The sequence below is a fragment of the Bacteroides sp. 3_1_13 genome (genome assembly GCF_001185845.1).
Lineage (GTDB): Bacteria > Bacteroidota > Bacteroidia > Bacteroidales > Bacteroidaceae > Bacteroides > Bacteroides xylanisolvens.
The window spans coordinates 79,089-102,505 of record NZ_KQ236957.1; the positions used below are offsets into that span (position 1 = coordinate 79,089).

A 23,417-nucleotide genomic window follows, 5' to 3' on the forward strand; every position below is an offset into this window, starting at 1 on the left:
AGGTTGTTATTCAGTGATAGGGACAATATTTAAGCCCACATTGAATGTCTGTAGAAATTTCCAACCGTCAAATAATAAGGATAATTCTAATGGTTCTCCTTCTCCAAGACTGATTTTGACTCCTGATAGAACATTAATAATGGGAGTCAAAGTTTGGTAATCAAGATATAGGTAAATATGTTTGTCTTCGGATTGGATAGCATTCAAAGGAATTCCATTTTTGATACAATCGAATAGAGATAAAAATGTAACGTTGTCAGTATTTACTAAATAACCCAACATTTTGTTATTTAATAAACTGTTTATGATGCTTAACATGCTCTTTAATTTTAAAGGATCACTTTTTAGGATGGCATCCGTAATTCCTGCTATTAACTGAGGTTCTATATTTTGGTTGCTGTTTTTTGCAACTTCTGTGATAATTGCCGGAAGATTTAGTTTCACAAGTAACTTGTTACCTGTTTTACTCCAAAATGCTAATCCTTTGGGAGAAGGCTGATACTTTCTGCTTTTAATTTTTGTAACCATTTCTTCTGTTGATATCATATCCATAATTTCATCCATATCTAACGGATCAGAAGAATAGTTAGCTATGATATTCCCGTCGGGGGCGAGTGTAATATCTTGTAGAACTTGTGGCAAAACCTGATTTAAAATAGGAGGTAATAATTGGACTATTATTGAGAAGAATCCCAGGTTATCTTCTTCTCCTTCTTTAATTATTATTTCATTGAAATAGCCACCCACTGTCGAATAATCTTCCGGATTCCAAACATATGTGTTTAATTCATATGTTGCAGCCAGTTTAGCTTTATCAGATATTTGAGTATTTATATCCAACTTCATCGCTTTCGGAGTAATGCTACCGCTATACTTTACCGTAGCTCCCCCCATCGTGATATTAGTTCCACTGAACGTGTAGTTACCCTTTTCTTCATTCTCATAAAGTTTGATACCATTAATAGGAGTACTGGCTTCCCCCGGAATCACATCATTCAGTGTCAACGTCCCCGTCTCGCTGTCTTCTGTCTTAAAACTGACAGTTTTTCCAATTAACTTCTCTCCACTGTAGGTTAGGTCTAACGTATATGGCTTAATATACGAGCCATATTCCTGGCTGATTTCTCCCGGCCAAAATAGCTTGTCATTGTAAGTCTCTTCGCATGCTGTAAAGAAAAACACTGTGCAGGCTATACAAAATAGTTTCCGTAAGTTTCTCATTTTGTTTTTTGCTTTTATTGTGTATTTAATAAACATTGCAAAGTTCGGCTAACAATTATTTATTAGCAAGGTCTGTATTTCTTTTTAATGTTCTATTTTTAATTATTGCTGGATTAACTGCTTGAAAAGAATAATTATTATGTTCTATTTTTAATATATATTGTTCTTCTTTTAAGAACAGATCATAAAAAAGAGAAAGAAGCATTAGGAAAAAAGAAACGGTTTCCCACCTGTAAACACAAGTGAGAAACCGTTTGCCTTTTGTTTATATATCTGACTGTTGATAGCTTTTTAGAATGTAATATCCATCTTAACAACAAACGTGCGTGGAGCGGCAACTGCCATCGGGCGGTAGCTGTATTCTTTATTTAACAAGTTGTTGACCATAAACTGAAAAGCTACTTCTTTGGACGCTTTTACTCCAAGGCGCATATCCACAGTGGCGTAGTCCGTATTATGTTTTTTCCAATAAGTAGCCAAAGTCTCTCCTTTAGAATAACCGAAAGCGATGCCGCGAACGTAATCCATCAAGTCGAGTTGTGCTTTCGGACGTTCATCCATCATCAGGTAATCCACTGCGAGGATTTTACTCTTCCAGGCAACGTTCGCACCCAGATTGATACGTTTCCACTGGAAATCTACCGTCGCTTTAAAGCTGTGTTTCGGACGATACTTCAGGTACTTTCCGGTGTTCGATTTTTCTTTCATTTGAAGAGGATCGGTATAAAGATCCTCCGCATCATTGCGTTCCTTATAATCCGCATCACGGGGTTCGGTGTATACATATCCTAAGTTATAGAACAACTTTGTGTTCTTATTGAAGTTAAAAACACCGTTTGTCGATATTTCTACTCCGTAGATTTGTGCTTTCGATACGTTATGAAACTGTGCTCCGATTCCGAAACCTTGACCACCGGTTATCATCCGGATGGCATCACTGATGCTGTTAATCATCGTATAGTCCGCATTATTGAATAGTCCGAACTGGAATTCGACCATATCCTTATATTGTGTATAGAATCCTGCAACATCTACAAATCCCTGGAAATTGCCAATCTTATATCCTTGCTTGAATCCCAATTCCGCATTAAACCCTTTTTCCGGTTTGATATCCAGATTCGGGTAAACGCCGACTCCTCCAATATCCTTGCGCAGGTATTTCTCGTTGATGGACGGGTTACGGTAACCTTGTCCGAAGCTGGCACGGATAAAACTGTAATCAGCCAACTGATAGTTCAGTCCGGCACGGAACACAGGGCGGAATGGAACTTTAGTTCCGAATATCTTTGTTTCTGCTTCACGATGGTGATTGTTTACACGATAGTATTCGGCACGCACACCGGCAGATACGCTTAGACGGTCCCAGAAACGTTGGTCGTACTGGAAGAAAGCAGCTATGTTATCGCTTTTGTAGATTTCGTCCATGATGGCCGAATTATACCGTACATGCTCATAAGTGGCTCCGGTAGTGATTTGTGCGCCACTGTCCCATTTCTTGTTGAACTGATAATCGAGATAATAGTTAGTGCTTTTATCAGTCTGCGTCTTAGGAGTGTTTCGTGAAGGATTGAGTACGTCGGACACCCAGGGAATCAGGTCACCAGGCAATTGTCCGTTCGTCAGTCCTCCCAAATCACTGGGTAGTCCGTTGTCCATCACCCAGGAAATCAGATCACAATAATCGGCAGTTGTCGCGTTAGGGAAGATATTGCCTAATGAAGTGAATACTCCATTCATGGCGTCTTCCAGATTACCATTGATTAGTCCTGAACCGATTCCCACCAATGCCGGATAGAGCGAGCTGTAATCACCGCCTGCAATATTCTGTATCGTTTGGGCATCTGTCCCCATATTGCCCAGAATATCCATGATGGATGCTCCCTGGGTAGGACGTACGATATTGTCGGCACTATAATAGAAACGTCCCTTGATCTTATGTGACGTACCGTTTTCCGGATTCACGTAGTTGACAAACGGGTCGATATGGAAATTATTATCTTCCCTGCCCATGTTGGTGAAAGGAGAGGGCTTGTACACCTCTGTCGGTGAACGCCAGATAAAAAAGTCACCATATTGATTAGACAGGAAATCGATATTAAAACCATAGTTCAACAGTTTCATTCCCATGTCCGGTTGGTGATAGGTTAGGTTACCTCCCATGCGGAAACGTTTGTTATATCCTTGCTGGCGGTATCCTTCATCGGTGAAAAGATTGAGGCTGCCACTGACGTCGAAATTACCGATACGACGGGCGTGGGAGAGATCGAATCCTTCGTAAATCGGATTACGCACACCACTAAGAAGATTTCCGCGCAGAATCGGTTTGACCGAATATTTATCTTCTTTCCAGAAATTCTTGTCACTCCATTGGTATTCGTCATTCTCCGCATCACCATAGATACCGAGATATGCGCTGAAACGTGTTTTCGGAGCTAACCCCGGACGTGCGGTGCGGATATTGATGATACCATTCAAAGCCGATGAACCATATAAAACGGAAGAGGCTCCTTTGATTACTTCAATCTGCTCGATATTCTCCAAAGGTACGGTGTTCCAGTTGATTTCACCTGTCTTGGGATTCAGGGTACTCATACCATCCACCAGAATCTGACTGCGTGCACCTACTCCGTATGTCCATCCGCTACCACCACGTATGGAAGGTTGTTTGTCTACAATATCCACTCCCGGAAGAGTGCGGAGGGTGGACGATATATCCGTTGGTGCCTGACGGGCAATGTCACCCGCTTTCACTACATCCATGGAAACAGTGACATTACTCAATTTCTGTTCAAAGCGTCCGGCGCTGACCACGACTTCCTCCAGCAGCTTGGTGCTTTCTTTCATGTAGACGTTTTTGGTGATTACCTCACGCCTGTCGATTACGATCGGCATCAGTACATCTTCGTAGCCCACATAACTGAATACGAGATCGACACCCCCTTCGGGCAGCTTGATTTCATAAGCCCCATGAATGTCGGACACTACTCCCTGATTACCCTGTAACTTATACGTAACGGCTGCTCCCACCAATGGCTCATTGGTATTTGCATCATATATATGTCCTTTCAGCGTTTGGGCAAAACTACTCCCAAGGCTGGTGAAGCATAGTAGCAAAGTTAGAATATATATTTTCTTCATTGTTTTCTTTTTTGATATTCATAGTTGATGTTTATTCTTGTGGCAGAAGATCCAATCCTAGGTCAATAGTATTGGCTGCATTCCATAAAACCGGCAGACCGTTTTCGTCATTTCCCATGAGAAGTCCGAGCAGGTTTTTAAATACAGTATTGTTAGCCATGCTTTCCGGCAACATTCCTTCCACTATCGGTTGTAGCCCGGGCAATAATTGAATGAAAGCAGTTGTCGACTCTTTGGTTAAGTAAAGATGGGTATGTCCGTCTTCCTCTTCTATATGAAAGATAATTCCTTCAGTCAGTAAGTAGAATACCTGCTGGAAGCTCGCCGTATCCATACTGGTTATGATACCGAGTAGTGGATTGTCGATCATGGAGTTCACGATTCCGAGCAACAGTTTCAGTTGCACAGGATTGGATTGGGCAAGAGCTTCCATAATTCCGGAAACCAGTCCTGAATCGATAGGAGTTTCACCGTCCTTGGTTGCCAGACTGATAATTGCCGGTAAGTTCAGGTTTATTTTAAGTCTACCGCTCTCCTCTGTCCAGGTGATTAGATTAATTGGTGAAGCGGTCCACGTACGGTCTGTCAATGCATTATTGATATCTTTTTCCGTCAGTAAACCAATCATAAACTTGGTGACAAATGTTGCGATGGTACCGACGTCTTTATCCGGATCTATGTTATTGATCGGTACGCTGCCGATGTAAACGGGACTCGTCGTATAATTGGCTACAAGGTTACCGTCGGGTTGTAGGGTGATTGTCTGAAGAAGTTGCGGTATGAAATAGCAAAGTGCATTTTGAATCAGTTTCATCCTTAAAAACAGTGTACTGCCCGCTTTGGTCAGTTCCACGTCATCCAGATGGACATAGAATCCTCCGGTTAAGATTTCATTCGTTTCTTTCCATACATATTGCCCTCCGCTGTAAGTGACAGTCATTTTCTTTCCTTTAGTGAAATTGGATATGCCATAACTTTTCTTCCATTTACTTTGCGGCATTACTACATCCAAATCCAGTTTCATTGTTTTCGGAGTGATGGCACCGCTGTATGTCACGGTTGCTCCTCCCATCGTGATGTTCTTGCCGCTAAATGTATAAGAGTCTTCCTGTTCGCACAGACTGATTGGAAGAGGAGTTTGTTTCTCTCCCGGAATAATGTCATTCAGTGTCAAGGTTCCTTTTTCACTGTCTTCTGTTTTAAAGTCGACAGTTTTTCCAACGAGTTTTTCCCCGCTGTAGGTCAGGTTTAAGTTCGCCGGTTTGATGTATGAGCCATACTCCTGGCAGAGTTCACCCGGCCAGAATAGCTTGTCATTATAGGTTTCCTCGCAAGATGTAAGGAGGAAAGCCGTACAAGCTACATAAAAAAGTCTTTTTAAAGTTCTCATTCTCTTCTAGGTTTTATTTCAACATATTTATTAAAACAATGCAAAGTACGGCTAATAGGTGACTGCCGTCAAGCTCCATTCTTGGGATTCAATATTCTATATTTGCTATTTTCTTAAATACAATCCTAATAAAGAAGAAAACAATGTTCTATTTGTAAGATATAATATACCATTTTTGAACTTGTTGTCCGGAATCCGGATGGAATGGATATTTTTGGTAAACTAAAAAAGAACTGACGATGACAACGAACGAATCCTTTCCTAAATTTGACCTTCCGGTTGACTTTATAGCAGATGACAGTATCACCGGAGATATCTTAAACTACTATGGTAATTTCCCCTGTAAAATAAAAGCCGGTGTCTTTGTGCTTTGTACGGAAGGGATGGTCAGAGCTACCATTAATTTGCTGGAGATTGTCATTCGTAAGAATGATTTCATCGTTGTTCTTCCTAATTCATTCATTCAGATACACGAAGTTTCGTCTGATACCCGTATTTCTTTTGCCGGTTTCTCGTCCGATTTTATGCTTTCGGGCAATTATGTGGAAATCCTGCTGGACTCTATGCCTATGATATTGAACAGTCCGGTCATTTCTCTGCAAGACGATGTTGCCGGCTTATACCGGAATGTATATCTTTTATTGATTCGTGCTTATACACTCCCACATTCATTAGAAAATAAAGAGATCATCCGTTCCGTACTGGCTATTTTTTTGCAGGGAACGAAAGAATTGTATAAACGCTATGGCAAGAAGCTCGATGAACCTTTGAGAAGAGAACAGGAGTTGTACAGGCAGTTTATACAGTTGTTGATGGCTCATTATACCAAAGAGCATGAAGTGGCGTTTTATGCGGAGAAGTGTGGGGTTACTGCGGCACATTTCTCAAGTGCCATCCGTCGGGCAAGCGGATACAGTCCGTTGGCAATCATTACAGAAATTATTATTATGAATGCGAAGGCCCAATTGAAAACCACCCGGTTGCCGGTGAAAGAAATAGCTTTCTCGTTAGGCTTTAACAATCATTCTTTTTTCAATAAATACTTTCGTAAAAAGGTGAAGATGACTCCGCTGGAATATCGCGAGAAATAAATCTGCGTCTGCTTAAAATTGGACTATACATAAAAATGGGATGTTTTATACATTCTCCCTGCTGTCAATCAGAGCCGGTATGCAAGAGGTTGATAAAAAATCGCTTAAATATGTATCAGGGAAATGCGAAAAGACAGCGCTTTGCTGATGGAAGATCTTTTTGGTACTTATTTGCTTTCAGAGTCGGAGTAAATGATTGATTCTTTTCCTATTATATAGCTATTTGCTATATAAAGAATCAATGGATTCTGAAGTGAATTAACTTAGAAATGGCTCTTCTTTCAGCCCAAAAATCCTTTCTCACCGATGAACGCTGGCTTGGTCGGTGAGCAAGGATGCGTTTCTCACCGACCAAGCCTGCGTTTCATTAAAAGCAAGGGTGCATTTATACCATAAAGACCGTCTGTTTTTCCTTGTATTTATGCATAATAAGGGGCTGTATGTGTATAATCTTGCATTAATTTATGCATTTTATTCTCTGCTTGATTTGATTCATAGCCACTGTCAAACGGTAGAATCTTAAAAATAGAACAAAACTGTTTACCGTTGAAATCCGTTCTTTGGTCGATTATGTTTGGAGGAAGAAAACAGCAGTCTTACTTTTGTTTCGATAACATGGAGTAATCCCGGAAAATAACTGCTTAAAAAAGCCTCAGAAGCTATTTGTAGCTAATGAGGCTTTTTATTTATAAAGGACGGGTACTCGTTTATTTGATTCCCAGTTTTTTAGCAATCTCTTTAGGCAGTGCGTCTTTGTGTACAAGAATATTCATAGTCTTGTAAGCAACGAATGCTTTGGAAGCATACCAGATACCATTGTATTTGCCTGATTTACCCCAAGAATTCTTCACCATGAAGTATTCTTTTCCGTTTTGGTCTTTAGCGATACCGTAGATTACCATTCCGTGGTCGTCCGTAGTTTCCCAATTGTCGAAAGCAACTTGGCGCATTTCTTGAGTGACATCGATTTCCGGGTATGGTTTGGTTGTCATCATTTGACGTTTGTTAGCAGCAGTCAGGCCGGTCCAGCGAGCCATATCCGAACCGGAAAGTTCAGATTCTTTGTTTACATCCGGCATAACGGCGATACCGTCACGTGTGAATCCCTGTTCGCTGACGTCGCTACCCCATGCAAAAGTATAACCTTTCTTTATAGCATTGTCCATTACAGCCATCAGCTCTTCGATAGGCAGGTTGTAGGATAAACCATTGCGCCAATTATCCTGAATCTCGATTGCGAATTGAGAATAGAATGGATGATGTGTATAAGAAGTCAGTGATACATAGTCGTCACAGTTCAATCCCAGTGATTCAGAAAAAGTCTTCGGAGTATATTCTTTGCCTTTGTATGTGAATTTCTCCGGACATGCTCCCAGATAAGTATCATAAATAGCGCTTAGTCCGTTTTTCCATACCGGAGTCAGTTTGCTCAACTTACCTTTCGCAATAGCATTGATGTAACCGGAAGCAACAGCATCCAGCTCGTTATGTACCGGCAACGTGTCACCGTACATGATACCCGGCATCACTTCTTGAGGAACAATACCATAATTCTTGATGCAGTACATTACATCATAAAAACTTCCGCCCGGGGAGAAAGAACTGTCACCATGATAGCGTACATAGTTTACTCCGCGATCCTGCATCGTTTTGTGTACGACAAACATTTCAGACAGGTCATACTCGCCTTTACCTAAGCGAAGCAATTCTGATTCAATGAATCCGAGAGTTGAGAAACTCCAGCAAGTGCTCGAACGATTTTGATTCTTGATAGAAGTAATCGGGTTTTCTTTCACTGTCGTGAAAACAAAACCTTCTTCAGGTTTTGCATCTTGTGCCATGATGTTTAGGCTGAACAAGCCTAAAGCAGCAATAAGGATTGTCTTTTTCATTCCTATGAAATTAATATTAAATTGTTTTGGCTACAAATATAGGAAAGTTTCACCACAGATTACACAGATTTACACAGATTATTTCACCACAGAGGACGCAGAGGACACAGAGGAAGATAAAGGAAAATTGAGATCAGGACAGACTGCAGGAAGCAGTTACCGCTCTAACTACTGGATTTACGACCCTTTGACAGACCTGTGGGATGGGGAGGATTTGACCGATTTCGAAGGAAGCACACGCTCGAAAGCTGTATGTTTTTCTACCGGAAAACGGGGAATTATAGCTACAGGAGGATCTTCCACTTATTATTACGATGATACCTGGGAGTTGAAACCATACGAATATGAAGAGAAATAAAAAAGTAATAGGTGTTAGTTGCTTTGTCTTACTGCTTTTAGTGGGAATCATGTATGCGTATGTGCATCCGGTAAATAGATACCGTTTGGAAGTGACCCGGGTTGGAGGTAGTGGGTACGGCTATAAAATTTATGAGAGAGAGCGTTTGATAATTGTTCAACCTTTTTTATTGGCACAATCATGCCACCTTACTGGCACGACTGTGTCAATATGGTGGCACTGGAGTGCCAATACGATGGCACAAGGTAAAGCATTAAGTACAGATTATTTGTTCTCTTCTTCTTTGGGTGCTACTACATAATCTTCTTTAATAAACTCATCATACACACGCTTGGGATGATCGAATGGAGCGGTTCCATTCTTCTGTTCATTGAAGTTTTCCCGGCGGAATTGTTTCAGTTTCAGGTTATCTTCTGCATACTCTCTCAATTTCTTATGCTCATTTCCGTAGAGCGAACTTTCAGTCACGTCAGAATTGAGCAGGTTTTCTTTAGGAGTAATAGTAGGTAGGAGCACTTGTTCCAACAGACCACGATAGGCACCGTTATATTCGCACCATACGATATCGTTGGTTACAAATATACGATAGGAGTACTTTGACCATGCGGTTTTGATTTCAATAGATGTAGCATAAATTTCAATGGTAGCTTCTGAACCATACGCTTGGTCACGGATCACAACGGTCGTCCGACCGCTCAGTTCTTCCTTCACGGAAGTTTGCCACTTATCAGAGTGTAAGATTTCTTCGATAATTTCCGGCAAATTTTCTTTAATCTCAAACTGTATTCTCATGGTGCTTGCCTGCGGGCAGGACTTTTTTGATTTTTTCCTCCTTAAACAATTAAGCTAGCCTAAAGTTACATAGATTGAAGCAAAAAAACAAGATTTTGTTTGAGAATTTGTTATTTTCGCCAAACTATCTGCCTTTTTCGTTTGTTTTTACCATAAATATGCACAAATCGTAAAAATAAAGTTTATGCGGAACAGGGCCCGGAAGAATTATGTCATTTATGTACTGATGTTACTCCTGTTTGGAGGGTTGATTTATGTTGCTATTGAAGAGGGTGACCGGTTTTCGCACTATGCGGTAAATGCGCAGAACATGGTACAGGGGAATCCATTCACTATGTTTCTCCAGTTTATACAGGATAATCTTCATCATCCGCTCACTACCTTGTTGATTCAGATTATAGCCGTACTGCTGATGGTGCGTCTTTTTGGCTATTTGTTCAGTCTGATCGGGCAACCGGGAGTGATTGGAGAGATTGTTGCCGGTATTGTGTTAGGACCTTCCGTACTCGGCTTTTTCTTTCCGGATGCTTTTCATTTCCTTTTTCCGGCACACTCGCTTACCAATCTTGAACTGTTGAGTCAGGTGGGACTGATCCTTTTTATGTTTGTCATCGGTATGGAGCTGGATTTCAGTGTACTGAAAAATAAAATCAATGAAACGCTGGTGATTAGCCATGCCGGAATCCTAGTACCCTTCTTCCTGGGCATCTTGTCTTCTTACTGGGTGTACGAAGAATATGCAGCTGCCCAAACTCCGTTTCTTCCATTTGCCTTGTTTATAGGTATTTCTATGAGTATCACCGCTTTTCCGGTATTGGCGCGCATCATTCAGGAGCGGAATATGACGAAGACTCCTTTAGGGACGCTGGCCATTGCTTCCGCTGCCAATGATGATGTGACCGCTTGGTGTCTGTTGGCAGTGGTGATTGCTATCTCCAAAGCAGGAAGTTTTGCCAGCGCACTTTATTCAGTGGGGCTGGCAGTTGTCTATATTGCGGTCATGTTTTTGGTTGTTCGACCGTTTCTGAAGAAAGTGGGAGAAGTATATGCCAACCGGGAAGCAATCAATAAAACATTCGTGGCATTTATTCTGCTCATTCTTATTATTTCTTCTTGTCTGACCGAAATTATTGGTATTCATGCACTATTCGGAGCCTTTATGGCAGGGCTAGTGATGCCGTCCAATCTGGGTTTCCGGAAGGTGATGATGGAAAAGGTGGAGGATATTTCATTAGTATTCTTTTTACCTCTGTTCTTTGCCTTCACCGGATTGCGCACGGAAATCGGTTTGATAAACAGTCCGGAGTTGTGGATGGTATGTTTACTGTTGGTGACGGTTGCTGTTGTCGGCAAACTGGGTGGATGTGCCATTGCCGCCCGTTTGGTGGGTGAGTCGTGGAAGGATAGTTTGACGATAGGAACATTGATGAATACACGGGGATTGATGGAGCTTGTCGCTTTGAATATCGGTTATGAAATGGGAGTTCTTCCTCCCTCTATATTCGTAATTTTGGTCATTATGGCGCTAGTTACGACCTTTATGACTACTCCTTTGCTTCATTTGGTGGAACATATTTTCGTACGTCGGGAAGAAAAATTATCTTTGAAGCACAAATTGATATTTTGTTTCGGACGTCCGGAATCCGGGCGTGTGTTGCTTTCCATTTATGATTTGTTATTTGGGAAGCAGTTGAAGAAAAATCATTTGATTGCAGCACACTATACGGTGGGCACGGATCTGAATCCGTTGAATGCCGAACATTATGCCAGCGAGAGTTTTGCTTTGCTCAATCAACAGGCAGCGAAATTGAATATCCAGGTAGATAACCATTATCGGGTGACAGACAAACTTGTACAGGAAATCATCCATTTTGTCCGTAACGAACATCCTGATATGCTGCTTTTGGGAGCCGGGAGTCATTATCGTTCGGATATGCCGGGAACTCCGGGAGCAATTTTATGGTTAACGCTCTTCCGGGATAAGATTGATGAGATTATGGAGCAGGTGAAATGTCCCGTGGCCGTATTTGTCAATCGTCAGTATCGGGAAGGCTCGACGGTCAGTTTCGTACTCGGCGGAATGATTGATCTGTTTCTTTTTTCCTATTTGGATAAGATGTTGCAGAACGGACATTCGGTGCGTCTTTTCCTTTTTGATACGGATGATGAAGAGTTCCGTGGACGCATTGACGATTTGCAGGTGCGTTATCCGGAACAAACGATGATAGTGTGGTTTGCGGGAGTAGAAGATTTAGTGACTGAAGAGAAAGACGGGTTATTGATAATGAGCCATCTTTCTTATACGAAATTATCCGAGGATGAGGCTGTGATGCGTGAATTGTCATCTTTGCTGGTAATCCGCCGGAATAAGAATACGGGAGATAAAAATGAAGGACTTGAAAATTGATGAATCTACGGGATTAGTGTTGGAAGGCGGGGGAATGCGCGGAGTATTCACCTGCGGTGTGCTTGATTATTTTATGGATCACGATATCCGGTTTCCCTATGCGATAGGAGTGTCTGCCGGTGCGTGCAACGGGTTGTCGTATGCATCACGGCAACGGGGACGTGCCAAGTACAGCAACATTGACTTGTTGGAGAAGTATGATTATATCGGTCTGAAACATTTGCTCAAAAAGCGTAATATATTGGACTTTGATCTATTATTCAATGAGTTCCCCGAACATATTCTTCCTTACGATTATGAAACATATTTTGCTTCACCGGAACGTTTTGTGATGGTGACTACGAATTGCATCACGGGAGAAGCCAACTATTTCGAAGAGAAAAAAGACAGTCGCAGGGTGATTGATATTGTCCGCGCATCCAGCAGTCTCCCTTTTGTATGTCCTATTACTTATGTAGACGGGATTCCCATGCTCGACGGAGGAATTGTAGATTCCATTCCTTTGCAAAGAGCCATTACGGATGGCTGCACGAGAAATGTTGTGGTACTCACCCGTAACCGGGGGTATCGGAAAGATTCGAAAGACATTCGTATCCCTTCGTTTGTATATCGGAAATATCCGAAGTTGCGCGAAGCGTTAAGTCGGCGGTGTGCTGTTTATAATGAGCAGTTGGAAATGGTAGAGCGCATGGAGGATGAAGGACAGATTATCGTTATTCGCCCGTTAAAACCTGTAGCCGTAGACCGCATCGAGAAAGATGTGCAAAAGCTGACAGAGTTTTATCAGGAAGGGTACGAATGTGCGAGAGCCTTACTTGAAGAATAAAGTTTCCATAGTTGAACAATAGACAGGTTCTCCATGCTTTTTTGTTTTTCTTGAATGTCAGATAGGATAATTGGGCGTGTTCCCTTTTCATTTCGAATGGGTATATTGTTCAGCAGCCTTTTTTAGTTTCCTACCCATCAATTCTACCAGAGTCTTCGGATAAAGAACTTGTATTCCCTCGGCATATCCGAAGAATACTCGTTCTAACTCATGGTTGATGACGACTTCAATTTCCAGTATGACACTTCCGTCAGCTAATCTTTCCACCACTTGCTGGCTGCGGTGTATAGGCTTGGTTATGATGTAAGGTGCTTCGGCAGCCGCTACCTTGAAACCGACTTTCTCCGCTACACTTCCAGTGTTTTTAGTGACTCCTACCAGATCATCGAAGAACGTGTTCGGATCGAAGAACGTATTTTTTATGTAATGTTCTTGTGGCAGAACCTCCAATGATTGTATTCTGTCCAAAGCTAAATTTTGCAAGATCCGTCCGTTTCCTCTGACACCATAAACGAACCATCGGTTGCGATACTCTTTTAATAGATAAGGATAAAAAATAAAGCTGTTGGCCGAACGTGCCTTGAACGAACGATATTTGAGCTGTATCGGATGCTCGTTTACAATCGCGTGATAGATCGTATCCAGATAATCCAGTCCTTTCAATGATTCATTCTTTTCAAAGTCAATGACAGGAGTGGTTTTCATCCGGGCAGAAGCAACGTGATCTTCCAGGCGGTTGATAATATCGCTCATTTCCGTAAAATAGGAGAAGCCTTTAAACTGCCTCAACACTTCCACTGCTTCCGACATCGTTTTCAGGTCTTGTTCGTTCAGCGGAGTTTGTGTAATGCTGTATTCCGGATCTTCGTATTTATAGTATTTATTTTCGTACACCACAATCGGAGCGTTATAACCCAGCTTCTCGCTGCGCATCATCTGTATATCCATTTGTACCGTACGTTTGCTTATGCCTTTATCGATGCCTTCGTATTCATAAAGGGCATCCGAGCAAGCATCTACCAAATCTTCCAACGTCCAGCGTCGATAAGGATTACGCAGACAGTTATCAATTGTTTTATAACGGATTAAGGCATTTCTATTTGCTGGCATAAGTAGAAGAATAAAGATTTGCTTCAAAAGTAGAAAAATAAATTCAGGAAAACAAAGAGGTTACAGGTCTTTATTCTTGGATGATAAAAGAAAATTCTTAGGATTTGTATCAAATTTGATACCCTTTGAAACAAAGTTTATAGACGAAGGCGAAGATACCCCCTATCTTTGCCTTCGTCTTTTAGATTAAAAGCTTGTATAAACTAGGAATACTTTGTTGCCATGAAAACAAACCCTTGGATGAAACTATGTAAAGGTGCAATACTTGCGTTAGCAGTCTCTTATGGACTGACTTATTGCCACACAACTAAAAGCAAGTTGACCTTGGAACAGAAAAGCGATAGCCTGACTGTCATCCACATCACTAATCCGACTAATTATATATTGCTTCCTATAGAAGAGGAAGCAGCGGAGAGTCAGGTTCTCCTCAATACAGGAGAAGCTGCCGATACTGATATGGATATTCGTTTGGCACAGACTAAAGTGGACTATTTCGTTCCCTTTGCCTTGCCTGCCGGAGTGAAGACTGCCACCGTGCGTATTCGTAATAAATCAAAGGAGGCACTTTGCTGGAAAGAAATCAAGTTATCTGATACATTTGATACTACCAATACAGAAAAGTTCCGTCCTGTTTTCCATCATACTCCTCTCTATGGCTGGATGAATGATGCCAACGGATTGGTGTATAAAGATGGAGAATATCATTTGTATTTTCAATATAATCCTTACGGCTCTAAATGGGGAAATATGCATTGGGGACATTCTGTCAGCAAAGACCTGATGCATTGGGAACATCTGGAACCAGCTATCGCCCGCGATACATTGGGACATATCTTTTCCGGTAGCTCTATTGTCGATCAGGAAAATGTAGCCGGTTACGGAGCAGGGAGTATCCTGGCTTTTTATACTTCTGCCAGTGATAAAAACGGGCAGGTCCAATGTCTTGCTTTTAGCAAGGATAATGGACGGACATTTATTAAATATGAGAAGAACCCCATCTTGTGCCCTGCTGATGGTTTGAGAGATTTCCGTGATCCGAAAGTGTTCCGGTATGAACCGGAAGATAAATGGGTGATGATTGTCTCCGCCGATAAAGAAATGCGTTTCTATGACTCTAAGAATCTGAAGGACTGGAACTATATGAGCAGCTTCGGAGAAGGATACGGGGTACAGCCTTGTCAATTTGAATGTCCGGACATGGTGGAACTTCCAGTGGATGGAGATCTGAACCGTAAGAAATGGGCATTGATAGTGAACGTCAATCCGGGATGTTATTTCGGAGGAAGTGCCACTCAATACTTTACAGGAGACTTTGATGGAAAGAAATTCAGTTGTGACAGTCAGCCGAATGTCACCAAATGGCTGGATTGGGGGAAGGATCATTATGCTACCGTTTGTTTCTCAAATGCTGGAGAACGGACGATTGCTGTTCCTTGGATGAGTAACTGGCAATATTGTAATATTGTTCCGACAAAGCAATTCCGTAGTGCTAACGCTTTGCCGCGTGAGTTAAGTCTTTATACACAAGACGGTGAAATTTATCTTTCAGCAGCTCCGGTACCGGAGATAAAGACTCTGCGAAAAGAAAAGAAAGAGATTCCGGCATTTACGGTTGCCAATGATTATCATATTGATTCTTTATTGGCTGATAATGATGGTGCTTATGAACTGGCATTGGAAATTACCGCCGGGGAAGCGGAGATTATGGGATTCAGCCTCTTTAATGATAAAGGGGAAAAGGTGGATATCTACTTCAATCTTCCGGAAAAGAGATTGGTTATGGACCGGACGAAAAGTGGTATCGTGGATTTCGGAAAGAAGAGTGTACCTCATGAAATAGAGGTTCACGACCGTAGAAAGACGACTTCCATCAATTATATAGATGATTTCGCATTAGCTACCTGGGCACCGATAAAGAAAGAGAATAAATATACGTTGGATGTCTTTGTTGATAAATGTTCTGTAGAAATATTCCTGAATGGAGGAAAGGTAGCAATGACTAATCTTATCTTTCCATCGGAACCATACAACCGTATGTGTTTTTATAGCAAAGGAGGTTCATTTCAAGTAGATTCATTCAATGCGTATCGGTTGGGTTTATAATAGAAATAGAAGTTACACAATAGATGTTTGCATAGATTCAGTGAAAGCAACAAGTATTGATTGCTTTTTAAAGATTCATAGGTTAGATTTGTAAGTTAGGTTTTGTAGATTAGAATTAGGTATTTGGTAGCTGTCAGATGTGAAATCCGGCAGCTACTTTTATTCATCAATTATTCATCAATTTCAATTGTATATCCTCCTTGGAATATCTCTTCCGGTTGTAAGTGCTGCATCCAGTCCTTATCTTTATATTCACCAGTATAATGTGCACGGTCGCAACGTCCGTACCAAGGTTCGATGCAGACGAAAGGAGCATTCTTTGCAGGTGGAGACCAAAGACCGACTACCGGAGCGTTAAAATGTAAACTAAGATAAGCCTGTTTCTCTTTATTATATAAGGTAACTTTACGGACCTGTTCATTCTCCAGTATCAAAGCATCTTTATCAAACGTATGCGTGTCCAGTGGTAATAATCCGTCTGTCAACTCTAAAGAATATTCTGTAGAAGGATCAGCGCATCCCTTTTCTGAAATGAGAATATATTTCAAACCGTTTTCCTTGTCAAATCCGAAGAACCCTCTTTCAGAATTGCTTGCATCGAACTCCGGCCAATAGAAAGCTGGATGTGCCCCAATCTGAAAATGCATATCCTTTTTACCGCTATTCTTTACTTCCCACATAACCTCAATTTTCTTTCCCTGGATGCGATAGCCTATTTCCAGACAGAATGGAAACGGATATTTCTTTAAAGTCTCTTCATTACTAACAAGACGGTAACGCACTTCATCCTCTTTTTCAGCAACAATCATAAATTCCATGTCACGGGCAAAACCATGTTGAGTAAGCGTATAGGGAATCCCTTCATTCCGATACTCATTTTCCCATACGCTTCCGACAATTGGGAATAGGACAGGAGAGTGGCGTTTCCAAAAAGCAGGATCGGCTTGCCACAGATATTCTTTTCCATTGGCGACGATACTGCAGAGTTCAGCTCCGTGAGGAGATACTTGAATCGTGAGTTGTTTGTTGGAGATTGTTTTCATGTCGTTTATTTATTGGATTATTTTAGAGTTAATCTTTAAGTTCATCTTCCGATCCTTCTTTCGAGATGTTTTCAGATTTACCTTTCAGTAGAATACCACTTTTTGCATTAAGAGGAGAGATTACTCTCTTGCCCGTTTTAGCCTCCAGTTCCAGTCGGGCATTGCGGGCAACTTCTCCACCTTGTTGAGCAATATCCATGTGGTCATTGAATGTTTCGGGATCGCTGATTTCGGATATTTCTTTAGTAGAAAGTTCGGCAAGCATATTTAATACCAATTCTTTATTGGTCATATTATCCCGTAGGTTTTCTTTTTTCAATCCTTTAAATTGTTTGTACTCTTTAGATGTCATATCCGACCAGGTCTGATAAATAATATCTGTGAGTGTAGCGAATTGAACGCCTTCTTGCAATCCATGTTTCTTCCACTCGTCAGTCAAGTCTTTACGGATTTCTATTGATTTCAGACGTTGGTTAATCCAGCTATCAGAGTATCCCATACGTTTATAATCCATTAAGGCCTGATCAATTGATAATTCGGGGTCTTGTATTTGGTTGAGCCGTTCGCTGGCAACCTTAGCCATCCATAGTTTGAAAGGTTCTGCCTTAGGAGAAGGAATAGATTGGATAAGGCGGAGAAGTTGTTCGGTATCGGCAACATCGGTTAGGCGCATTTTACCATCCGCTGCCTGCATTTTCAAACCGTTACAATTTGTAACGGTTTCGTTTCCTTCCGCTAGTAGTCTCTTTTTTAACACACGCCAATAAGTTTGAGGGTTACTGCTGTCTGTCAGAACAGCCACCACATCTACTATCGAAAAATACCACTTCTCTTGTTCATCATCCCATACCGTACGTACTCTTCTTTCTTCAAAGAGTTTTAAAGCTTGTTGCTTAGTCATGAATCTTATTTTTAGAGTTTATTATTTAATGAAGAGTCGTTCTTTCTTTGGGCTCATATCACTATACAAAGGTAGCGTTTTCTGCAATTATAAAAGAATATGAATCCAAGAATTCCCATAATGAAAGAAAACATGTATAAAACCCTATAAAATAGCGTTCTATGCAACAAATGTTATAGCCTTTGAAACATTTTTTTCAGTCGTTTGATATAAATCAACCGTAATTTGCATTATCGATATAGATAAAATTCGTACTTTTAATTTAATAACATCAAACTAATGCATCGTATTATGAAGAACAAAAAACTTCTTTGCAGCGTTTGTTTCCTGTTTACTTTCATGTCAGTCCTTTGGGGGCAAAGCATTACGGTGAAAGGAAACGTTACTTCTAAAACGGACGGACAGCCGGTCATCGGCGCCTCTGTTGTTGAAGCTACAGCTACTGCTAATGGAACAATTACTGATTTAGATGGTAATTTCACCCTTTCGGTTCCGGCTAACTCTACTTTAAAGATTACGTATATTGGTTATAAACCGGTGACCGTAAAATCGGCTGCTATCGTTAATGTATTATTGGAAGAAGACACTCAAATGGTAGATGAAGTGGTTGTAACAGGTTATACCACTCAACGTAAAGCCGACCTGACCGGTGCTGTTTCCGTAGTGAAAGTAGACGAAATCCAGAAGCAAGGGGAGAACAACCCGGTGAAAGCACTTCAAGGCCGCGTGCCCGGTATGAACATTACAGCGGATGGAAATCCGAGCGGATCGGCTACCGTACGTATTCGCGGTATCGGTACGCTGAACAACAACGATCCTCTTTATATTATCGATGGAGTTCCTACCAAAGCCGGTATGCACGAATTGAACGGAAACGACATTGAATCCATTCAAGTACTGAAAGATGCTGCTTCAGCATCCATCTACGGTTCGCGTGCTGCAAATGGCGTTATCGTCATTACTACCAAACAAGGAAAGAAAGGCCAGATTAAAATCAACTTTGATGCTTCGGTTTCAGCTTCCATGTATCAAAGTAAGATGGACGTGTTGAATACGGAACAGTACGGACGTGCCATGTGGCAAGCCTATGTAAACGATGGTGAGAACCCGAACGGCAATGCCTTGGGATATAACTACAATTGGGGTTACGATGCCAACGGAAATCCTGTACTATACGGTATGAGTCTTTCCAAATACCTGGACTCAAAGAATACAATGCCTGTGGCAGATACCGACTGGTTTGATGAAATTACCCGTACAGGTGTTATCCAGCAATACAATCTCTCTGTCAGCAACGGTTCGGAGAAAGGTTCTTCCTTCTTTTCTCTGGGATATTACAAAAACCTGGGTGTAATTAAAGATACGGACTTCGACCGTTTCTCCGCCCGTATGAACAGCGATTATAAATTAATAGATGATATCTTGACTATCGGCCAGCATTTCACCTTAAACCGGACTTCGGAAGTACAAGCTCCCGGCGGAATTATTGAAACTGCTTTGGACATTCCTTCCGCTATCCCCGTTTATGCTTCGGATGGTTCATGGGGAGGACCGGTAGGCGGATGGCCGGACCGTCGTAATCCTCGCGCCGTACTCGAATACAACAAAGACAACCGATACACTTACTGGCGTATGTTCGGTGATGCTTATGTGAATCTAAGCCTCTTCAAAGGATTCAATGTTCGTTCTACTTTTGGTCTGGACTACGCAAACAAGCAAGCCCGTTACTTCACCTATCCTTATCAGGAAGGAACACAGACCAATAACGGCAAGAGTGCAGTGGAAGCCAAACAAGAACACTGGACCAAATGGATGTGGAATGCCATTGCCACTTACCAGTTGGAAATAGGCAAACATCGTGGAGATGTTATGGCAGGTATGGAGCTGAACCGGGAAGACGACAGTCATTTCTCCGGCTACAAAGAAGATTTCTCTATCCTTACTCCCGACTATATGTGGCCCGATGCAGGTAGCGGCACAGCACAGGCTTACGGTGCCGGTGAAGGTTACTCGCTTGTCTCTTTCTTCGGTAAAATGAACTATTCTTATGCTGACAAATATCTGCTTTCATTGACGCTCCGTCGTGACGGTTCTTCCCGCTTCGGTAAAAAACATCGTTATGCCACTTTCCCTTCCGTTTCTTTGGGATGGCGCATCACACAGGAGAGCTTTATGAAGGAACTGACTTGGTTGGACGATCTGAAACTGCGTGCTTCATGGGGACAGACCGGTAATCAGGAAATCTCCAACCTTGCCCGTTACACTATCTACGCTCCTAATTATGGAACAACAGATTCATTTGGCGGTCAAAGCTACGGTACGGCATACGATATTACAGGTTCTAACGGAGGTGGTACTCTGCCTTCCGGATTCAAACGTAACCAGATTGGTAATGACAATATCAAGTGGGAGACAACCACACAGACGAACGTCGGCATCGACTTCAGCCTGTTCAAGCAATCCTTGTACGGTTCATTGGAATACTATTACAAGAAAACAACCGATATCCTGACTGAAATGGCAGGTGTGGGAGTATTGGGAGAAGGTGGCAATCGTTGGATTAATTCGGGTGCAATGAAAAACCAGGGTTTTGAATTCAACTTGGGCTACCGCAATAAGACTGCCTTCGGACTGACTTACGACCTGAACGGAAACATCTCCACTTACCGGAATGAAATTCTTGAACTGCCGGAGACAGTGGCTGCTAATGGAAAGTTTGGTGGTAATGGAGTAAAGAGTGTAGTCGGTCATACATACAACTCACAAGTGGGCTACATTGCCGATGGTGTCTTCAAATCACAAGAAGAAGTTGATAATCACGCTACGCAGGAAGGTGCAGCCGTTGGCCGTATCCGCTACCGCGACATCGACCATAACGGTGTGATTGATGAAAAAGACCAGGAATGGATTTACGATCCGACTCCTGCTTTCAGCTACGGATTGAATATCTACCTGGAATATAAAAACTTCGACCTGACTATGTTCTGGCAAGGTGTTCAGGGAGTAGATATCATCAGTGACGTGAAGAAGAAAAGTGACTTCTGGAGTGCATCCAACGTCGGCTTCCTGAACAAAGGAACCCGCCTGCTCAATGCCTGGTCGCCTACTAATCCGAACTCTACTATTCCGGCATTGACCCGCAGCGATACAAACAATGAACAGCGTGTCTCCACTTACTTTGTTGAAAACGGTTCCTTCCTGAAACTGCGTAATATCCAATTAGGCTATACAGTTCCGGCAGTAATCTCCAAGAAGTTGAGAATGGAACGTTTACGTTTCTATTGCAGCGCGCAAAATCTGCTGACGATCAAGAGTAAAGACTTTACGGGAGAAGACCCGGAAAACCCGAACTTCTCTTATCCGATCCCTGTGAATATCACCTTCGGACTTAACATCGGATTTTAATTCACTTCATTTATAAAACGAACTATCATGAAAAAGATACTATACATAGCAACCATCGGATTTACCTTGCTGACAAGCAGTTGCAACGATTTTCTGGATCGTCAGGTTCCGCAGGGTATTGTGACCGGCGATCAGATCGCTTCTCCCGAATACGTGGACAACCTCGTGATTTCAGCCTACGCCATTTGGGCAACAGGTGACGACATCAACTCTTCCTTCTCGCTTTGGAATTATGACGTACGTTCCGACGATTGTTATAAAGGCGGTTCCGGTACGGAAGACGGCGGTGTGTTCAACGCACTGGAAATTTCTAAAGGTATCAACACCACCGACTGGAATATCAACGATATATGGAAAAGACTGTATCAATGCATCACCCGTGCCAACACAGCCTTGCAGTCACTCGACCTGATGGATGAAAAGACTTATCCGCTGAAGGACCAGCGCATTGCTGAAATGAGATTCCTGCGCGGACACGCCCACTTCATGCTGAAGGAACTGTTTAAGAAGATCGTCATAGTGAATGATGAAAACATGGACCCGGATGCTTACAACGAGCTTTCGAATACTACCTATACCAATAACGAACAATGGCAAAAGATAGCAGACGACTTCCAGTTTGCCTACGACAATCTGCCGGAAGTGCAGATAGAAAAAGGACGTCCCACACAAGCTGCCGCTGCCGCTTATCTGGCAAAGACTTACCTGTTTAAAGCCTACCGTCAGGATGGAGTGAACAACAACCTTACCGGTATCGACGAAGAAGACCTGAAGCAGGTAGTGAAATATACCGATCCTCTCATCATGGCCAAAGCCGGTTACGGATTGGAAAATGATTATAGCATGAACTTCCTGCCTCAATATGAAAATGGCGCAGAGTCTGTATGGGCGATTCAATATTCTATCAACGACGGAACATACAACGGTAATCTGAACTGGGGAATGGGACTGACAACTCCGCAGATACTAGGCTGCTGTGACTTCCACAAACCGAGCCAAAATCTGGTGAACGCTTTCAAAACCGACTCGCAGGGAAAACCGTTGTTCAATACCTACGATAATGAGAACTACGAGGTTACGACGGACAATGTAGACCCCCGTTTATTCCACACGGTAGGTATGCCGGGCTTCCCTTATAAATATAACGAAGGCTACATGATTCAGAAGAATGATGACTGGAGCCGTAGTAAGGGACTTTACGGATATTATGTTTCGCTCAAAGAGAATGTAGACCCGGACTGTGACTGCCTGAAGAAAGGTTCTTATTGGGCAAGTTCCCTGAATCATATCGTTATTCGTTATGCAGACGTATTGCTGATGCGTGCCGAGGCCCTGATACAGTTGAACGACGGACGTATTGCCGATGCCATTTCACTCATCAATGATGTACGTAGCCGTGCAGCCGGAAGTACAATGCTGATCTTCAGTTACAAAGAAGAGTATGGAGTAAACTTTAAAGTAACTCCTTATGAACTGAAAGCATATACACAGGACGAAGCCATGAAAATGCTGAAATGGGAACGCCGTATAGAGTTCGGTATGGAAAGCTCACGTTTCTTTGACCTCGTAAGATGGGGAGAAGCCAAAGACGTTATCAATGCTTATTATGTGACCGAAGCAGCCCGTTGTTCTATTTACAAGAATGCAGGTTTTACGGAAAATAAGAACGAATATCTTCCAATTCCATTCGAACAGATCAGTGCCAGTAACGGAAATTATACACAGAATTTCGGTTGGTAA

General features: G+C 42.1%; 15 protein-coding genes and 1 pseudogene. 8 read left to right on the forward strand and 8 right to left on the reverse strand.

What is annotated here, in order from left to right:
* Positions 1 to 6: 6 nt before the first annotated feature.
* The 3 genes from HMPREF9009_RS22740 to HMPREF9009_RS22750 form a co-directional block, all read right to left on the reverse strand.
* Positions 7 to 1,221: a DUF4925 domain-containing protein gene (locus HMPREF9009_RS22740; RefSeq protein WP_049703464.1), complete on the reverse strand. Its 1,215-nt coding sequence runs from the start codon at positions 1,219 to 1,221 to the stop codon at positions 7 to 9.
* Positions 1,222 to 1,512: 291 nt separating this feature from the next.
* A complete protein-coding gene (locus HMPREF9009_RS22745) occupies positions 1,513 to 4,359 on the reverse strand; it encodes a TonB-dependent receptor (RefSeq protein ID WP_049703465.1) in 2,847 nt (948 codons plus the stop codon).
* Positions 4,360 to 4,390: 31 nt separating this feature from the next.
* A complete protein-coding gene (locus tag HMPREF9009_RS22750; RefSeq protein WP_049703466.1) occupies positions 4,391 to 5,749 on the reverse strand; it encodes a DUF4925 domain-containing protein in 1,359 nt (452 codons plus the stop codon).
* 239 nt (positions 5,750 to 5,988) lie between these two features.
* Here HMPREF9009_RS22750 and HMPREF9009_RS22755 point away from each other — a divergent pair, with 239 nt between their 5' ends.
* Positions 5,989 to 6,840 carry a helix-turn-helix domain-containing protein gene (locus tag HMPREF9009_RS22755; protein ID WP_049703467.1) on the forward strand — a complete coding sequence of 284 codons (852 nt, stop codon included), beginning with the start codon at positions 5,989 to 5,991 and terminating at the stop codon, positions 6,838 to 6,840.
* A gap of 707 nt (positions 6,841 to 7,547) precedes the next feature.
* Here the strand turns inward: HMPREF9009_RS22755 and HMPREF9009_RS22760 are convergent.
* Positions 7,548 to 8,732, reverse strand: a complete 1,185-nt coding sequence (locus tag HMPREF9009_RS22760) for a C1 family peptidase (protein WP_049703468.1) — start codon at positions 8,730 to 8,732, stop codon at positions 7,548 to 7,550.
* A 133-nt stretch (positions 8,733 to 8,865) separates the two neighbouring features.
* Here HMPREF9009_RS22760 and HMPREF9009_RS26275 point away from each other — a divergent pair.
* Both HMPREF9009_RS26275 and HMPREF9009_RS25525 read left to right on the forward strand, forming a co-directional pair.
* A pseudogene (locus HMPREF9009_RS26275) lies at positions 8,866 to 9,090 on the forward strand (hypothetical protein); the annotation flags it as partial.
* Positions 9,077 to 9,391 carry a hypothetical protein gene (locus HMPREF9009_RS25525; protein ID WP_083444243.1) on the forward strand — a complete coding sequence of 105 codons (315 nt, stop codon included), beginning with the start codon at positions 9,077 to 9,079 and terminating at the stop codon, positions 9,389 to 9,391. The pseudogene HMPREF9009_RS26275 and the gene HMPREF9009_RS25525, both read left to right, overlap by 14 nt.
* Here HMPREF9009_RS25525 and HMPREF9009_RS22770 read toward each other — a convergent pair.
* A complete protein-coding gene (locus HMPREF9009_RS22770) occupies positions 9,355 to 9,882 on the reverse strand; it encodes a hypothetical protein (protein ID WP_004314253.1) in 528 nt (175 codons plus the stop codon). The two genes, HMPREF9009_RS25525 and HMPREF9009_RS22770, sit on opposite strands and share 37 nt — an antisense overlap.
* A gap of 184 nt (positions 9,883 to 10,066) precedes the next feature.
* Between HMPREF9009_RS22770 and HMPREF9009_RS22775 the strand changes: the two genes are divergently transcribed.
* Positions 10,067 to 12,289, forward strand: a complete 2,223-nt coding sequence (locus HMPREF9009_RS22775) for a cation:proton antiporter (RefSeq protein ID WP_049703469.1) — start codon at positions 10,067 to 10,069, stop codon at positions 12,287 to 12,289.
* Positions 12,270 to 13,115, forward strand: coding sequence for a patatin-like phospholipase family protein (locus tag HMPREF9009_RS22780; protein ID WP_004314255.1), 846 nt, complete (start codon positions 12,270 to 12,272; stop codon positions 13,113 to 13,115). The genes HMPREF9009_RS22775 and HMPREF9009_RS22780 overlap by 20 nt, the downstream gene beginning before the upstream one ends.
* A gap of 87 nt (positions 13,116 to 13,202) precedes the next feature.
* Here HMPREF9009_RS22780 and HMPREF9009_RS22785 read toward each other — a convergent pair whose 3' ends face one another.
* On the reverse strand, positions 13,203 to 14,225 hold the full coding sequence (locus HMPREF9009_RS22785) for a helix-turn-helix transcriptional regulator (RefSeq protein WP_015531547.1): 1,023 nt from the start codon (positions 14,223 to 14,225) through the stop codon (positions 13,203 to 13,205).
* 222 nt (positions 14,226 to 14,447) lie between these two features.
* Between HMPREF9009_RS22785 and HMPREF9009_RS22790 the strand changes: the two genes are divergently transcribed.
* Positions 14,448 to 16,328, forward strand: a complete 1,881-nt coding sequence (locus tag HMPREF9009_RS22790) for a glycoside hydrolase family 32 protein (protein ID WP_049703470.1) — start codon at positions 14,448 to 14,450, stop codon at positions 16,326 to 16,328.
* A gap of 170 nt (positions 16,329 to 16,498) precedes the next feature.
* On the opposite strand, the gene HMPREF9009_RS22795 is transcribed toward HMPREF9009_RS22790, so the two are convergent.
* Entirely contained in the window at positions 16,499 to 17,371 is an 873-nt protein-coding gene (locus HMPREF9009_RS22795; RefSeq protein ID WP_049703471.1) for an aldose 1-epimerase family protein, read from the reverse strand.
* 28 nt (positions 17,372 to 17,399) lie between these two features.
* Positions 17,400 to 18,272, reverse strand: coding sequence for a BRO-N domain-containing protein (locus tag HMPREF9009_RS22800; protein WP_049703472.1), 873 nt, complete (start codon positions 18,270 to 18,272; stop codon positions 17,400 to 17,402).
* 291 nt (positions 18,273 to 18,563) lie between these two features.
* On the opposite strand from HMPREF9009_RS22800, the gene HMPREF9009_RS22805 reads away from it, so the two are divergent.
* Positions 18,564 to 21,677: a SusC/RagA family TonB-linked outer membrane protein gene (locus HMPREF9009_RS22805; RefSeq protein ID WP_049703532.1), complete on the forward strand. Its 3,114-nt coding sequence runs from the start codon at positions 18,564 to 18,566 to the stop codon at positions 21,675 to 21,677.
* Positions 21,678 to 21,704: 27 nt separating this feature from the next.
* The gene (locus tag HMPREF9009_RS22810; RefSeq protein WP_049703473.1) at positions 21,705 to 23,417 is read left to right on the forward strand and encodes a RagB/SusD family nutrient uptake outer membrane protein; all 1,713 of its coding nucleotides are present in this window, start codon (positions 21,705 to 21,707) and stop codon (positions 23,415 to 23,417) included.